The sequence below is a fragment of the Klebsiella sp. 141203 genome, from assembly GCF_032601985.1.
Lineage (GTDB): Bacteria > Pseudomonadota > Gammaproteobacteria > Enterobacterales > Enterobacteriaceae > Klebsiella > Klebsiella aerogenes.
This window is the reverse complement of sequence record NZ_JAQIRL010000009.1, coordinates 19,419-33,481: the sequence shown is the minus strand read 5'-3', so window position 1 is coordinate 33,481 and position 14,063 is coordinate 19,419. Positions and strand designations below refer to the sequence as shown.

Genomic DNA, 14,063 nt, shown 5'->3' with positions numbered 1-14,063 from the left:
ATTAGTTTTGCTCTGCCACCAGCAGCGCCTGGGTATCCGGCTCCAGCGCCTGAAAGAGGTGTTCCCGATCGGCCGGGTAGCAGATGTAATCCCCTTCCCCCAGCTCTTCCGGCGCTTCGGTAAGACCAACGCGCGCGCGCCCCTGAGTGATAATAATATGTTCGACCGACCCGGGCGGGTGCGGGTGCGAGATCCGATCGGCGCCGGGCTGCGTCAACAGCAGATAGATGTCGCGACGCGCGCCGGGGGGACAAGCCGCCAGCAAAATGGCCTGATAGTTGGCCTGCTCAGCAACCACTTTAGTGCCTTCGCCGCGGCGAATCACCTGGGTCTGGTTGGCCTGCGGCTCCAGTAAGCGGGCGAAGGGAATGTCCAGCGCCACGCACAGCGCCCACAATGTTTCCAGGCTAGGGTTGCCATTGCCGGACTCCAGCTGTGACAGGGTCGATTTGGCTATCCCGGCGCGGCGCGCCACCTCCGCCAGTGAGAGCCCGGTGCGCGAACGCTCGCGCGCCAGGCTTTTAGCAATTACGCTGATGGGCTGTGTCATACACCGCTCCTCGTATTTTATATCGAACGAATCGTTCGTCTTGAAAAACTATTCTGTTGCGTTCATTATAATGGAAATTCGTTCGATATGGCTAAAGCGTATGCGTTACAAATTTTCCTGTCTCAGTGGAGACACCATTAAAGCAATCGTTCTGGTATGCCTGGCGGTGGGCGTGGTTGGCATGTCGTACGGTTCATTAGCGATGGCCTACGGTTTTCCGCTGTGGGTGCCGTTTGTCCTTTCCATTACGGTGCTGGCCGGTGCCTCTGAGTTTATGTTTATCGGTATTGTCGCCAGCGGCGGTAACCCGCTCGCCGCGGCGGCGGCAGGTTTACTGGTGAACGCCCGCCACGTTCCTTTTGGCGTCACCGTGCGCGATCTGGTCGGCGCCCGCGCCGCCAGCCTGCTCGGCTGCCACATCATGAATGATGAGAGCGTGGTGTTCGGCCTGTCGCAGAAAACCCAGGAGCAACGTAAAGCCGCCTACTGGCTCTGCGGGCTAGGCGTGGCGCTCATCTGGCCGCTCGGTACCCTGCTGGGTGCCGGCGTCGGTAAATTATTACCCGCACCGGAAACCATCGGCCTGGATGCGGTATTCCCGGCTATTCTGCTGGCGCTGGTGGTACCGGCTTTTAAAAAACGTACCACACTGATTCGTGCCTGCAGCGGCGCGGTTATTTCGCTTGCCGCCGTGCCCTTCGCGCCGGTTGGATTACCGGTTCTGCTCTCATTGTTTGGCTTACTGGCGAGGAAAAAATAATGGCTAATATGACGCTGTTTATCGCCGGGATCGCGATTCTGTCGATCGGCACATATCTGATGCGTTTGGGCGGGGCAAAGCTTGGCAGCCGTTTAGCGTTTTCCGAGCGCTCGCAGGCGCTGCTTTCTGATGCCGCGACGGTATTGCTTTTTTCCGTGGCGCTGGCGACCACCTTTTATGAAAGCGAGCATTTTTCCGGCATGGCGCGGGTACTGGGCGTCGGTTTTGCCGTGTTCCTTGCCTGGCGCAAGATGCCGCTTATCGTGGTGATTATCGCCGCGGCGGTGGTGACGGCGCTGCTGCGCCTGGCGGGTATAAACTAAAAAAGCGCCCTGAGGCGCTCTTTCGACGGTAGTGGGTTGCCAGCTTATTTATTCAGCTCAGCGGTCATATGCACGCGGTTACCGTTAAATGCTTCGGTAATGGTGTAAGAAGACGCGCCGGCAGCCTGCGCCTGAGCGGCGATTTTCGCTTCCGCGGCGTCCATGGTGGAAGCGGTGGCGGTCACGGATTGCGCGGCGAAAGAACCGAAAGAAGCGGCCAGAGCGATAACAGCGACAAAAGTTTTGATGCTTTTCATGATATAAACCCTTTCATTTAGTTGTTTGGATAAGGCGCCGTGCCTTGATGTGATAAATAATAGTCTTCACATCCCGTAACTAAAAGCGGAAGGATTTGCTGTCATCTTTCAAAAAAACTGATCAACAATTAACCTGCAATCAGGCGCTGCGGATGAGTATAAATCGTCGCTCTGCCTGGCCTGCAGAAGCCCACCAGCGTCAGATTACAACGCTCGGCGACTTCAACCGCCAGGGTCGTCGCCGCGGAAACGGCAAACAGAATTTCCACCCCACACATTGCGGCCTTCTGTACCATCTCATAACTGGCGCGGCTGGAGACTAAGGCCGCGCCCTGCTGCCAGCCCTCTCCTTCTTCACTACGGCGCCCCAGCAGTTTATCCAGCGCAACGTGACGACCTACATCTTCATGCCCGCCCGCCAGTTCGCCATCAGGGCGCACCCACGCGGCGGCGTGCGTACAGCCGGTCAGACGGCCGATAGGCTGAACCTCATTTAACTGTTTGAGCGCGCGATCGAGATGAGAGAGCGCAAAGGTCTGGCTAAAGGGCAGCGGCTCGACGGGCTTACCGATATCATTTAGCTGCTCGACGCCACATACTCCACAGCCGGTACGCCCGGCGAGCGCCCGGCGGCGCTCTTTCAGCCCCATAAACCGGCGGCTGGAGAGTTCGATTTGCACTTCTACCCCGTTACAGGCCTGCACCACGTCCATCCCGTAGATCTCTTGTCGACTTTGAATAATCCCTTCCGACAGGGAAAAACCGACGGCGAAATGTTCCAGGTCACGTGGCGTCGCCATCATGACAACGTGCGAGATGCCGTTATAGACCAGAGCGACGGGTACCTCTTCAGCTACCTCGTCTGGCTGAGGATGTTGTAAATCCTCGCGTTTCCAGAGGGTAATCTGGCGATAACCTGTGACATCTGTCACATTTTTGATTTGTTCAGGAAGGTTCTTATTCACTTTCATTTAACCGTATTGGAACAGGCATACACACAATGTGGTATTCTGTTTTTATATCCCTCCAGGACCGAGGGAAATTAACTCAATTCTGAACCTTTGCGGCCTTCACCGCAAAGTAAATAACTACATGTGACAATGTCGAAACAAGGAGCGAACCATGCAGGTCAGCAGAAGGCAGTTCTTTAAGATCTGCGCTGGCGGTATGGCAGGCACGACGGCAGCAGCGCTGGGCTTTGCCCCGGCTACTGCGCTCGCGGAAACACGGCAGTACAAACTGCTGCGTACTCGCGAAACCCGCAACACCTGTACGTACTGTTCCGTTGGCTGCGGGCTATTGATGTATAGCCTCGGCGACGGTGCGAAAAACGCCAAAGCATCCATTTTTCATATCGAAGGCGATCCGGACCATCCGGTAAACCGTGGTGCGCTCTGCCCGAAAGGGGCCGGTCTGGTGGACTTTATCCATTCTGAAAGCCGCCTGAAATTCCCGGAATATCGTGCGCCAGGTTCTGATAAATGGCAACAAATCAGCTGGGATGAAGCGTTCGATCGCATCGCGAAGCTGATGAAAGAGGACCGTGACGCCAACTTTATCGCCCAAAACAGCGCCGGCACCACCGTTAACCGTTGGCTGACCACCGGTATGCTGTGCGCCTCCGCTTCCAGTAACGAAACCGGCTATTTAACACAGAAATTCACCCGCGCCCTCGGGATGCTGGCGGTGGATAACCAGGCGCGTGTCTGACACGGACCAACGGTAGCAAGTCTTGCTCCAACATTTGGTCGCGGTGCGATGACCAACCACTGGGTTGATATTAAAAACGCCAACCTGATCGTGGTGATGGGCGGTAACGCCGCAGAAGCGCATCCGGTGGGGTTCCGCTGGGCGATGGAAGCCAAAATTCATAACGGCGCCAAGCTCATCGTTATCGATCCGCGCTTTACGCGTACGGCGTCGGTGGCTGATTTCTACACCCCGATTCGTTCCGGTACCGACATAACCTTCCTGTCGGGCGTCATCCTGTACCTGCTGAATAACGAAAAATTCAACCGTGAATACACCGAAGCCTACACCAACGCCAGCCTGATCGTGCGTGAGGACTACAGCTTTGATGATGGTCTGTTCAGCGGCTACGATGCGGAAAAACGCCAGTATGACAAAACCAGCTGGAACTACGAGCTGGATGAAAACGGCTTCGCCAAACGCGATACCACGCTACAGCATCCACGCTGCGTCTGGAATCTGCTAAAACAGCACGTTTCCCGCTATACGCCGGATGTGGTTGAAAACATCTGTGGTACGCCGAAGGCCGATTTCCTTAAAGTTTGCGAATATATTGCAGAAACCAGCGCGCACGATAAAACCGCGTCGTTCCTGTATGCCCTCGGCTGGACCCAGCACTCCATCGGCGCGCAGAACATTCGCACCATGGCGATGATCCAGCTGCTGCTTGGCAACATGGGGATGGCAGGCGGCGGCGTCAATGCCCTGCGCGGTCACTCCAACATCCAGGGTCTGACCGACCTCGGCCTGCTCTCAACCAGCCTGCCGGGATACATGTCGCTGCCTAATGAAAAACAGGTCGACCTGCAAACCTACCTGAGCGCCAACACGCCGAAACCGCTGTTGAAAGACCAGGTGAACTACTGGGGCAACTATCCGAAGTTCTTCGTCTCCATGATGAAAGCCTTCTTCGGCGATAAAGCTACGGCCGAGAATAGCTGGGGCTTTGACTGGTTGCCGAAGTGGGATAAGAGCTACGACGTTCTGCAGTATTTCGAGATGATGAATCAGGGCAAAGTGAATGGCTATATTTGCCAGGGCTTTAACCCGGTCGCATCGTTCCCGAACAAAAACAAGGTAGTGGCTTCCCTGTCGAAGCTGAAGTTCCTTGTAACCATCGACCCGCTCAACACCGAAACGTCCACCTTCTGGCAAAACCACGGTGAGTCCAACGATGTTGACCCGTCAAAAATCCAGACCGAAGTATTCCGTCTGCCGTCCACCTGCTTCGCCGAAGAAAACGGTTCTATCGTGAACTCCGGCCGCTGGCTGCAGTGGCACTGGAAAGGCGCGGATGCCCCGGGGATCGCCGTGACCGATGGCGAAATCCTCGCCGGTATCTTCTCGCGTCTGCGTAAGATGTATGCCGAAGAAGGCGGCCCGACGCCGGAGCCGGTGCTCAACATGACGTGGAACTACTCCACGCCGCACGAGCCAGCATCTGAAGAAGTGGCGATGGAAAGCAACGGTAAAGCGCTGGCGGATATTACCGATCCGGCAACCGGCGCGGTAATCGTTAAGAAAGGGCAGCAGTTGAGCTCCTTCGCACAGCTACGCGATGACGGCACGACTTCCAGCGGCTGCTGGATCTTCGCCGGAAGCTGGACGCCGGAAGGCAACCAGATGGCGCGCCGCGATAACGCCGACCCGTCAGGCCTCGGCAATACGCTGGGCTGGGCCTGGGCATGGCCGCTAAACCGCCGCATTCTGTATAACCGCGCCTCCGCGGATCCGCAGGGTAAACCGTGGGATCCGAAGCGTCAGTTGCTGAAATGGGACGGCGCGAAATGGGGCGGTGTGGATATTCCGGATTACAGCGCCGCCGCCCCTGGTAGCGACGTCGGTCCGTTTATCATGCAGCCTGAAGGGATGGGGCGTCTGTTCGCTATAGATAAGATGGCTGAAGGGCCGTTCCCGGAACACTACGAACCGTTTGAAACGCCGCTGGGGACTAACCCGCTGCATCCAAACGTGGTCTCTAACCCGGCCGCTCGCGTCTTTAAAGGCGATCTCGAGCAGATGGGCAAGGCCGAGAAGTTCCCGTACGTCGGCACCACTTACCGCCTGACCGAACACTTCCACTACTGGACCAAACACGCGCTGCTTAACGCCATCGCGCAGCCGGAACAGTTTGTGGAGATCGGCGAAAAACTGGCGAATAAGCTCGGCATCGGCCACGGCGATACCGTGAAGGTCTCCTCTAACCGCGGCTATATCAAAGCCAAGGCGGTGGTGACCAAGCGTATTCGTACGCTGCAGGTTCACGGTAAAGAGGTGGATACCATCGGTATTCCTATTCACTGGGGCTACGAAGGCGTGGCGAAAAAAGGCTTTATCGCCAATACGCTGACGCCGTTCGTCGGCGACGCCAACACGCAGACGCCGGAGTTTAAGGCCTTCCTCGTGAACGTGGAAAAGGTGTAACGGAGACGACTTATGGCTTATCAATCGCAAGATATTATTCGTCGTTCCGCGACTAACGGTTTCACTCCCGCGCCTCAGGCGCGGGACCACCAGCAGGAAGTGGCGAAGCTTATCGACGTGACCACCTGTATCGGCTGTAAAGCCTGTCAGGTGGCCTGTTCCGAATGGAACGACCTTCGTGACGAAGTGGGTAACAACGTCGGGGTGTATGACAACCCGGCGGACCTGACCGCCAAGTCATGGACGGTCATGCGCTTCTCGGAAGTGGAACAAAACGACAAGCTGGAATGGCTTATTCGTAAAGATGGCTGCATGCACTGCGCTGACCCGGGCTGCCTGAAGGCCTGTCCGTCAGAAGGCGCGATCATTCAGTACGCTAACGGCATCGTCGACTTCCAGTCTGAGCAGTGTATCGGCTGCGGCTACTGCATCGCAGGTTGCCCGTTTGATGTACCGCGTCTGAACCCGGAAGACAACCGCGTCTACAAATGTACGCTGTGCGTAGACCGTGTGACCGTCGGCCAGGAACCGGCCTGCGTGAAAACCTGTCCGACCGGCGCTATCCACTTTGGTTCGAAAGAGGATATGAAAACGCTGGCCGGCGAGCGCGTCGCAGAGCTGAAAACCCGCGGTTACGACAAGGCGGGCCTGTACGATCCGGCTGGCGTCGGCGGCACCCACGTGATGTACGTGCTGCACCATGCCGATAAACCGAATCTGTACCACGGTCTGCCAGAGAATCCGGAAATCAGCCAAACGGTGAAATTCTGGAAAGGTATCTGGAAACCGCTGGCGGCGGTCGGCTTTGCTGCGACCTTCGCAGCCAGCATCTTCCACTACGTCGGCGTCGGTCCAAACCGCGCAGATGAGGAAGAAGACAACCTGCATGAAGAGAAAGACGAGGTGCGCAAATGAGAAAACGTGACACCATCGTGCGCTACACGGCGCCGGAACGCATCAACCACTGGATAACCGCCTTCTGCTTTATTCTGGCGGCGGTAAGCGGGTTAGGCTTTTTCTTCCCGTCGTTTAACTGGCTGATGCATATTCTCGGTACGCCGCAGCTGGCGCGTATTCTCCACCCGTTCGTCGGGGTGGTGATGTTCGCGTCGTTTATCATCATGTTTTTCCGTTACTGGCACCATAACCTAATCAATCGGGATGATATCTTTTGGGCGAAGAATATTCGTAAGATCGTCGTCAACGAGGAGGTAGGCGATACCGGGCGTTATAACTTCGGCCAGAAATGCGTATTCTGGGCGGCAATTATTTTCCTGGTGCTGCTGCTGGTAAGCGGTGTGATCATCTGGCGTCCGTACTTTGCGCCTGCATTCTCAATCCCGGTGATCCGATTCGCGCTGATGCTGCATTCTTTTGCCGCAGTCGCGTTAATTGTGGTTATCATGGTGCATATCTACGCCGCCCTCTGGGTGAAAGGCACCATTACCGCGATGGTGGAAGGCTGGGTTACCAAAACGTGGGCGAAGAAACATCACCCGCGCTGGTACCGTGAAGTCCGCCAGAAACAGGAAAAATAGACTGCATGAGTATTCGCATAATCCCGCAAGACGAGCTGGGTTCGAGCGAGAAACGCACGGCGGAAGCAATTCCGCCGCTACTGTTCCCCAGACTGAAGAATCTGTATAACCGCCGCGCGGAGCGCCTGCGCGAGCTGGCCGCCAATAACCCGCTGGGCGATTACCTGCGCTTTGCCGCGCTGATCGCTCATGCGCAGGAAGTGGTGCTGTACGACCATCCGTTGCAGATGGATCTGACTGCCCGCATTAAAGAGGCCAACGATCAGGGCAAGCCTCCGCTGGATATTCACGTATTGCCGCGTGATAAACACTGGCACAAACTGCTGCATTCGCTGATCGCCGAGCTGAAACCGGAGATGAGCGGCCCGGCGCTGTCGGTTATCGAGAATCTGGAAAAAGCTTCCGGGCCGGAACTGGAAGAGATGGCCAGCGCGCTGTTTGCTTCCGATTTCGCCTCGGTCAGCAGCGACAAAGCGCCGTTTATCTGGGCCGCGCTGTCGCTGTACTGGGCGCAAATGGCCAGCCTGATCCCGGGGAAAGCGCGCGCCGAATACGGCGAGCATCGCCAGTTCTGCCCGGTTTGCGGCTCGATGCCGGTCTCCAGCATCGTGCAAATCGGCACCACTCAGGGGCTGCGCTATCTGCACTGCAACTTGTGTGAAACCGAATGGCATGTGGTGCGCGTAAAATGCAGCAACTGCGAACAGAGCCGCGACCTGCACTACTGGTCGCTGGATAACGAGCAGGCGGCGGTGAAAGCCGAAAGCTGCGGCGACTGCGGGAGCTACCTGAAGATTATGTATCAGGAGAAAGACCCGAAAGTCGAAGCCGTTGCCGACGATTTAGCCTCGCTGGTACTCGATGCTCGCATGGAACAGGAAGGCTTCGCCAGAAGCTCAATTAACCCGTTCATGTTCCCCGGCGAAGGGGAGTAAGTTCTGCGCTCCTGTAACGGGCGACTCAGGTCGCTCGTTATCATTCATACGGCGTGACCACGCCGGAAATGCTCTCCTTATCCCGATCCTGCGTCTCCAGATATTGTTCAACAGAAGAAGCAGATCTTTGCTGAGAAATACGCTTTTGCGAGCCGCTTTCCACAATGCGATCGCGGCTTTATTCGGTATATCTTTTTCGCAAAAACCAGGCTATAACACTGGATATTAATCCAGTAAAAGGGACTTGCCATGACGTTGGAAAAAGGTATTGCTTCGCTGGTTGAGGAGTTTATTGCTGCGGGGCGGCCATCAGCACGAGAACAGAGTATTGATGACCGGAGAAACGGCTATCTCGCCAGCGCCGTTCTCGCAGGGGAAACGGAAACGCGTGTGCAGGTTGAAGACATCACGCTCGATGGCATAACCTTTCGCGTCGTCTCGCCGCCAAAAAGCAACGGCTTGCTACCCACCATGGTGTATTACCACGGCGGCTGTTTTGTGAGCGGCGGCTTTGCCACCCATGACAACCAATTGCGCCAGCTTGCCTGGTTCAGTGGGTGCCGGGTGATCGCCGTGCAGTATCGCCTGGCCCCGGAGTACCCTTTTCCGACGGCGCACGATGATGCGGAACGAGGCGCCAACATTATCCATCGGTATGCGCGGCGGCTTGGCGTTGACGCCGCGCGCATCACGCTGGCCGGCGACAGCGCCGGCGGCCACCTCGCCCTGGTCACGGCTCTGCGCCTGAAAGCGGCGGGAGCATGGCAACCTGCGCAGGTTATCCTGATTTACCCTATGCTCGACGCTACCGCCAGCATGACAAGCTACGCCAGCAACGGCGAGGATTACATCATTACCCGGGGTACGCTGCTTAGCGGCTACGAAATGTATTTAGCGGCCACACCCGCTACCCATCCGGAAGCCAGTCCGCTGTGGCGGGAAGATTTTAACGGGCTGCCGCCGGTTCATATCCTGACGGCCGAATTTGACCCTTTGCGCGATGAGGGAGAAGCGCTGTACCGGCGGCTAATAGCACAGGGGGTAGAAAGCACCTGCCAGCGCTATCTGGGCGTCATTCACGGTTTCTTTCAGTTAGGCGGGATAAGCCTCGCGGCAAGACAGGCGATGCGCGATATCGCCTGGCGTACGCAAACGCCAGGCCAATAATAATGCCGGAGGCGGGTTACTCTTCCTCGTTCCCGCCCTCTTCATACGAACCGAACGGCTTCGCGGGCAATACGATATAGGTACCCTCAAAAACAGCGCCCAGCTTATCGTTACCGAACAGTTCGACCTGAAGCTGTACGCGAGCCTTGCGCCCTCGCGCCAGGCGATCGAGATCGCCGCTTAGCGAGCCCAAATCGGCCACCGCATTCGGGCGTCCGCTAATAGGCTTGCTGTAACGGATATGCGCATCGGCAAGGATAATCGTGCCGCCAAGGTGCCGCTCGCGCAGCATTAACCAAATAAGCCCCCAGCCGGTTAAGGTGGCGAGCGAAAACAGGCTGCCGGCAAACAACGTATGGTGCGGATTCTGATTCCCCGCTTCGGGCATGGTGGTGATAAATTTTTGCCCGGTGTACTGCTGAATGCGCACGCCCATCTTTTCGCTCAGCGGAATGTGCTGATACCAGGCCTGCTGCAGCTGGCCGCACCAGTCACCGCGGTGCAGGATATCATCCAGTGAAGCAATGGGTTTAATCATCAAAAAGTGGCGAATCGGCGTGGTTGTCGGCGTGGTGATTTCTCCCTGGTTCACAAAGCCCAGCTTAGAGAAAAACTCCATCGCGTCTTCACGGGCGCTACAGGTCACCCGCTTCACCCCTTCCTGACGGGCGACTGACTCAAGGGTCATCGCCATAAGGGTGCCTAAACCTTTATCCTGAACGGAAGGATGAACGGCCATAAAACGGATCGAGGCTTCATTCTCCGCATTGATATACAGCCGACCGACGGCAACCAGATTGCCCTCTTCATCGACGACCATCTGGTGATGCGCCATGGCATCCCAGGCGTCGCGTTCCGACCCTTTAGGCTGATGCAGCGGCTTACGCAGCATCTCCCAGCGGAACTGATAATAGCTTTCTAACTCTTCTTCTGTTTGCGGTACACGAAGGTGATACATAGCTGTACTCTCTTTTGTTACCCGCAGCCTGCCCGGAAGCTGACTCATACCTGCAACCAAAAGGTCACGGGACCATCGTTTACCAGCGAGACCTGCATATCCGCAGCGAATCTCCCGGTCTGAGTATTCATCTCTTGCTGACGGCAGCGCTCAACAAAGTATTCATACAGCGCTTCCGCTCTGTCCGGCGCCGCGCCTTTGGAAAAACTCGGGCGCATGCCGCGCTCGGTATCGGCCGCCAGCGTAAATTGCGAAACCACCAGCACGCTGCCGCCCGCCTGCTGGACATTAAGATTCATTTTGCCTTCGGCGTCGCTGAAAATGCGATAGCCGAGCACCCGTTCACACAGACGATTGGCCTTCTGTTCGTCATCGTCTTTCTCGACGCCCAGCAGCACCAGCAATCCCGGACCGATTTCACCCGTCACTTCACCCTCCACGGTAACGCTTGCACGGGATACGCGTTGAATTAATGCAATCATGGTTGTTCTGTTTCTTCTTTTTTGAGTTTGCGGTATTCACCGAGAGTGACAGTTATTTCAGCGCCAAGCAAGACGATACACCAGGTCCAGTAAACCCAGACAAACAAAATGGGTACTACCGCAATCACGCCATAAATCAGCTGGTATGACGGAAACATGGTGATATATAAAGCAAAAGCCTTTTTACCGGCTTCAAAAAGCAGTGCCGCCACCAGCGAGCCGATTACCGCATCGCGATTGCGTACCTGGGTGGTGGGCACAATGCTATAAAGCATCCAGAACGCCGCCCACGATAAGATTAGCGGGAATATACGGAGTACATCATCAATGACGCTATTGAGATCGCTGGCCCAGCGTAGTGAGAGAAGATAGGAACTGATTGCCAGACTGGCGCCGGCCAACAGCGGCCCGAGAGTCAGGATCATCCAATAGACCGCAAATGAATAGATTTTTGGCCGCGTCCGACTGCTGCGCCAGATGGTGTTCAGCGCGCTATCAATCGAATACATCAGCAGTAATGAGGTGACAATTAACCCAAAGGCGCCGACGGCCGTCATCCTGCTGGAGTTCGCCACAAACTGTTCGATATATCCCTGAATGACATCCCCGGTCGCCGGAATGAAGTTGGCAAAGATAAAATGGCGGATCTGCACGCTGACGTCGGAGAACATCGGAAAGGCGGCAAACAGGGCAAAAACCACGGCGATCAGCGGTACCAGCGCAAGTAAAGACACGTAGGCCAGATTCCCCGCCAACGTCGTCATGTTGTCTTCTTCAATTCGCCGCCACAGCAGCTTAAGCCAGGCCACCAGCGGCCTGGTATGGTATTTGGTTTTTTGATGAACGCTTTTTAGCATAGCTGCTTCGCAAAGTAGTTGGGGATGGTCTCCTTATCCGTGACCAGAATACTGGTGATCCCCAACTGGTTAGCCCCAGCTATATTATCGGCGTTATCGTCGAAAAAGACCGCGTCTTGCGGCGAAAATCCTTCCGCCTGCAGCACGCTTTGGTAGATACGCGTTTCGGGTTTGCGCATCCCCATTTCTTGCGAAAGATACACATGATCTGCGGCAGCACGTACTTGTGGATATTCGCTTGGCCAGAAAGTGGTATGTAATCGGTTGGTGTTCGAGAGTACGACCACGCGGTGCCCCTGGTCGCGAAGTTTTTGCATAATGTCGGTGACTTCTGGACGCAAGGCGACAAAAACGGCCTGCCAACCGTGGGCAAACTGTTCATAGCTCAGCGGCATGTTCATTTCGTGGCACATCGCGGCGGCAAACTCTTCATCGCTGATCTCCCCGCGTTCATGCTGGTGGAAGACATCGCCCATAACAAAGTCTTGCTTTAGCGTCGCCAGCGGGATGCGGGTCAAATCGCTCCACGTTCCGAGCACCCGGTTGAAGTCAATGTCGACAATCACATTACCTAAATCAAAGATATAGAGCATTTTTGTCTCCTTCCGCGCCGTTGAAGATTAACTGTAGCGGGAAAGCAGAGGTTTGACTATGAACAAACCGGAAACGATTCAAGACATCTCAGGCGCAAAAACGACCAAAGCCGCATATCTGCGGCTTTGGTGAAATGGCAGATCCCTTAAAATCAGACCAATGCGGTTTCCAACATATTCTTTCTGCGGTTGATGCGTTTAACCAGCATCACCGAAACGAACGCGCCGGCGCAAGCGAAGCAGGCCATGATGCCAAAGACTATCTTGTACCCCACCAGACCCGGATTGAGATCGAGAATGTAGCCGTACAGGCTGTAGCAAAACATCGCCGGTGCATAGCCAATGAAGCTCCCCAGCGCCATCGCCGCGCCCGTCTGGTTTTCAGCGATTTTCGCTTCCCCAATCGGGGCAAAAAACACGGCTCGTTGCGTAAAAACAATTGCGCCGAACCCGAGAGTACACACCATACCCAGATAGACCGGCATACTTTCGTGCGGTAACAGAATTAACGCGACTAAAGCCATCGTACTGATACAGAAGGTATAAAAGAGATATTTACTTGGCGATTTGAGGATCTTATCGGCAATTAAACCGCCAATTGGACCACCGATCATTTTTAAACAGTACTGGTTAATAATGCCGTAGGCGCCAACCAGGGCTACCGGCAGCATGTAGATGTTCTTCAGGAACGGGATAAAGAAGGTGAGTCCACAGTAAACGGCGTAAACAAAAAACACATTGAAGGCAATCAGCCAGATAGTTTTGTCTTTCAGCACCGAAGAGATGCTGGTTTGTTGCCTGGTGGCGCCTTCATCAGCGGCGGGTGTCGGCTCATCCTTCTGCTTAAGCATGAAAAACAGCAAGACGCCTACAACAATGACAATAATGGCATAGAACCAAATCCCGGCTTTAAAACCCAGTAAGCCACTGCCAAACCAGGTGAAAATAGCTAATGCGGAAAATGCGATAACGGTATCGACAATTCCGCGCCCCGTTTCGAAGAAGCCAAATAAACGCCCCTGCTGTTCGCTATTCCCCAACCGACTCACCGATTTTAACAATACCGGCCAGTTCATCATGTCGCAGGTCACGCCAAATAATGCCCAGACAAATAGAATGCCCCAATAGCCGGGCATCGTCGTCAGATAGATACCTAATAATCCCGTCGCTATCAATGAAAATGACATGGTATAGCGACGCGGTAGTTTATCGGCAAAGTAAATTGACAAGAAAAAGCCGATGGTTGTCACTACTGAGTTTACCGACATGGCATTACCAATCTGACCGTTGGTCAAATGAAAATAATCCTGCATCGGTATATAAAATGCGTCTTTTAATGAAGGCAGTTTATAAATGGTACCACCACAAAGCGTTAACAGGCTAAATATAGCCCATTTCTTTCTTGTGAGCATAAGATCCCCTGATGACTTAACATCATTTTATTTAAGGACATGGAACATTTCGCCATTC

15 protein-coding genes are annotated in these 14,063 nt (G+C 55.1%); 7 read left to right on the top strand and 8 right to left on the bottom strand.

All coding sequences use genetic code 11. The annotated features are described in order from the left end of the window. Position 1: 1 nt before the first annotated feature. The gene (locus PGR29_RS23530) at positions 2–550 is read right to left on the bottom strand and encodes a helix-turn-helix domain-containing protein (protein WP_087858746.1); all 549 of its coding nucleotides are present in this window, start codon (positions 548–550) and stop codon (positions 2–4) included. 100 nt (positions 551–650) lie between these two features. Between PGR29_RS23530 and PGR29_RS23525 the strand changes: the two genes are divergently transcribed. Next, on the top strand, positions 651–1,310 hold the full coding sequence (locus tag PGR29_RS23525; protein WP_087858747.1) for an AzlC family ABC transporter permease: 660 nt from the start codon (positions 651–653) through the stop codon (positions 1,308–1,310). Beyond that, positions 1,310–1,633 (top strand): AzlD domain-containing protein, encoded by a 324-nt coding sequence (locus PGR29_RS23520; protein WP_045395272.1) that lies wholly within the window; start codon positions 1,310–1,312, stop codon positions 1,631–1,633. Before PGR29_RS23525 ends, PGR29_RS23520 begins: the two co-directional genes overlap by 1 nt. A 44-nt stretch (positions 1,634–1,677) precedes the next feature. Here PGR29_RS23520 and PGR29_RS23515 read toward each other — a convergent pair whose 3' ends face one another. Together PGR29_RS23515 and fdhD are read right to left on the bottom strand one after the other, a co-directional pair. Next, positions 1,678–1,890 carry a YdgH/BhsA/McbA-like domain containing protein gene (locus PGR29_RS23515; protein ID WP_015368957.1) on the bottom strand — a complete coding sequence of 71 codons (213 nt, stop codon included), beginning with the start codon at positions 1,888–1,890 and terminating at the stop codon, positions 1,678–1,680. Between the two features lie 128 nt (positions 1,891–2,018). After that, positions 2,019–2,855: a formate dehydrogenase accessory sulfurtransferase FdhD gene (gene fdhD / locus PGR29_RS23510; protein WP_045395330.1), complete on the bottom strand. Its 837-nt coding sequence runs from the start codon at positions 2,853–2,855 to the stop codon at positions 2,019–2,021. A gap of 157 nt (positions 2,856–3,012) precedes the next feature. Between fdhD and fdnG the strand changes: the two genes are divergently transcribed. The 5 genes from fdnG to PGR29_RS23485 all read left to right on the top strand — a co-directional run bounded on the left by fdnG (position 3,013) and on the right by PGR29_RS23485 (position 9,703). After that, positions 3,013–6,063: a formate dehydrogenase-N subunit alpha gene (fdnG, locus tag PGR29_RS23505; protein ID WP_316425457.1), complete on the top strand. Its 3,051-nt coding sequence runs from the start codon at positions 3,013–3,015 to the stop codon at positions 6,061–6,063. A 12-nt stretch (positions 6,064–6,075) separates the two neighbouring features. Next, positions 6,076–6,978 (top strand): formate dehydrogenase subunit beta, encoded by a 903-nt coding sequence (fdxH, locus tag PGR29_RS23500; RefSeq protein WP_015368961.1) that lies wholly within the window; start codon positions 6,076–6,078, stop codon positions 6,976–6,978. Continuing rightward, positions 6,975–7,601 carry a formate dehydrogenase cytochrome b556 subunit gene (fdoI, locus tag PGR29_RS23495; RefSeq protein ID WP_015368962.1) on the top strand — a complete coding sequence of 209 codons (627 nt, stop codon included), beginning with the start codon at positions 6,975–6,977 and terminating at the stop codon, positions 7,599–7,601. Before fdxH ends, fdoI begins: the two co-directional genes overlap by 4 nt. 5 nt (positions 7,602–7,606) lie before the next feature. Beyond that, a complete protein-coding gene (gene fdhE / locus PGR29_RS23490; RefSeq protein ID WP_015368963.1) occupies positions 7,607–8,536 on the top strand; it encodes a formate dehydrogenase accessory protein FdhE in 930 nt (309 codons plus the stop codon). 249 nt (positions 8,537–8,785) lie between these two features. After that, positions 8,786–9,703 carry an alpha/beta hydrolase gene (locus tag PGR29_RS23485; protein WP_316425456.1) on the top strand — a complete coding sequence of 306 codons (918 nt, stop codon included), beginning with the start codon at positions 8,786–8,788 and terminating at the stop codon, positions 9,701–9,703. A 16-nt stretch (positions 9,704–9,719) separates the two neighbouring features. On the opposite strand, the gene fabY is transcribed toward PGR29_RS23485, so the two are convergent. The 5 genes from fabY to PGR29_RS23460 all read right to left on the bottom strand — a co-directional run bounded on the left by fabY (position 9,720) and on the right by PGR29_RS23460 (position 14,005). Then, positions 9,720–10,661 carry a fatty acid biosynthesis protein FabY gene (gene fabY, locus PGR29_RS23480; RefSeq protein ID WP_015368966.1) on the bottom strand — a complete coding sequence of 314 codons (942 nt, stop codon included), beginning with the start codon at positions 10,659–10,661 and terminating at the stop codon, positions 9,720–9,722. 44 nt (positions 10,662–10,705) lie between these two features. After that, positions 10,706–11,143 (bottom strand): D-aminoacyl-tRNA deacylase, encoded by a 438-nt coding sequence (gene dtd / locus PGR29_RS23475; protein ID WP_015368967.1) that lies wholly within the window; start codon positions 11,141–11,143, stop codon positions 10,706–10,708. Then, positions 11,140–12,000 carry a virulence factor BrkB family protein gene (locus PGR29_RS23470; protein ID WP_015368968.1) on the bottom strand — a complete coding sequence of 287 codons (861 nt, stop codon included), beginning with the start codon at positions 11,998–12,000 and terminating at the stop codon, positions 11,140–11,142. The genes dtd and PGR29_RS23470 overlap by 4 nt, the downstream gene beginning before the upstream one ends. Further along, positions 11,994–12,593, bottom strand: a complete 600-nt coding sequence (gene yihX / locus PGR29_RS23465) for a glucose-1-phosphatase (protein ID WP_316425455.1) — start codon at positions 12,591–12,593, stop codon at positions 11,994–11,996. Before yihX ends, PGR29_RS23470 begins: the two co-directional genes overlap by 7 nt. Before the next feature lie 152 nt (positions 12,594–12,745). After that, positions 12,746–14,005 (bottom strand): MFS transporter, encoded by a 1,260-nt coding sequence (locus PGR29_RS23460; protein WP_316425454.1) that lies wholly within the window; start codon positions 14,003–14,005, stop codon positions 12,746–12,748. Positions 14,006–14,063 lie beyond the last annotated feature (58 nt).